Genomic DNA, 1,009 nt, shown 5'->3' on the forward strand with positions numbered 1-1,009 from the left:
GCTCGCAAGGCCCGCGCCAGCGCCTTAAGGCAGACCCAAAAATCCTGACCACGCGGGCCGCTACGAAATGTGCGAAAAATTCTGGACACTACCCACAAAGGGCGCGCTTTCTTTGCATGCGGTCACAGCAAAGCTTCCGCCGTTGATGCCGTTTGTTTCAACATCCACCACCCTCATGCCGCATTGCCGCAGAATGAACTGCACGACCTTGAACGAATAAAACTCTAAATGTTCGTGACAGATGGTGTCGTAGGCATTGGTGCGCAACATGCTTGGCATATAGCTTTGTTCAAAATGCCAAAGCCCGTCATCGGCCAGCACGCTTGCCACATCTTTTGCAAAAGCCAGGGGTTGCTCCAGATCGTAAAACATGGAAATAGAAGTCACAATGCGTGCCCGCTTGGATGGATAACGGGTCAAGACATCTGATGCTGAAAAGAAATCCGGTATCAACGCAATGTCATCTGGGTAGTAAGCACGAAATTTCAAGCCCGTAGGATCAATGCCTAAACGCTGGCAGGGCCTCGTATAGGCTTTGAGCGAAGTGGCATCGTTGGAGCCAATATCAATGACAAGGTCGTCATGACGCACGTTGGCCATATGCTCAAGACGGCGGATTTTTTGCTGCAAATGGGCAACCATTGAGGCATTCAGGCCAGATCGGTAGCCGTAGTTGTCGCCGTACATCTCTTCAAGATTGTAGGATTGGCGCAACTGAAGCAAGCTGCACGCGCCGCACAGCACAAGACCAAGTGGCCCCTTTGTAATCTGCGCATCTGGATTGCGCGGAAAGACGCCCGTCAACGCCTGCTCGCCCAAGGATACAACGTTGGTCATATCCCGACAGCCGCATACACGGCACGTGGATATTTCTGTATACGTTTTCGGTGTGTTCATGTGGTGTCCGCTGTGTTGCATCTCAATATTTGATAACGTACGGTATTTTTCGCACATTTAAAAAATGGAAGTAGCCCGCCAAGTTGGTTAGGCTTTGGTTAAGCAAAACCAC

At 50.7% G+C, this 1,009-nt stretch carries 1 protein-coding gene; it reads right to left on the minus strand.

Annotation, left to right across the window (positions count from 1 at the left end; translation table 11 throughout):
* Nucleotides 1-60: 60 nt before the first annotated feature.
* A complete protein-coding gene (locus BLS55_RS11725) occupies nucleotides 61-954 on the minus strand; it encodes a class I SAM-dependent methyltransferase (RefSeq protein ID WP_306806878.1) in 894 nt (297 codons plus the stop codon).
* Nucleotides 955-1,009 lie beyond the last annotated feature (55 nt).

Source organism: Desulfovibrio legallii (assembly GCF_900102485.1).
GTDB classification, from domain to species: Bacteria; Desulfobacterota; Desulfovibrionia; order Desulfovibrionales; family Desulfovibrionaceae; genus Desulfovibrio; species Desulfovibrio legallii_A.

Coding starts and splice junctions, on each gene's coding strand:
- BLS55_RS11725 (WP_306806878.1), bottom strand. CDS start 954: ATGTGCGAAAAATACCGTACGTTATCAAATATTGAGATGCAACACAGC.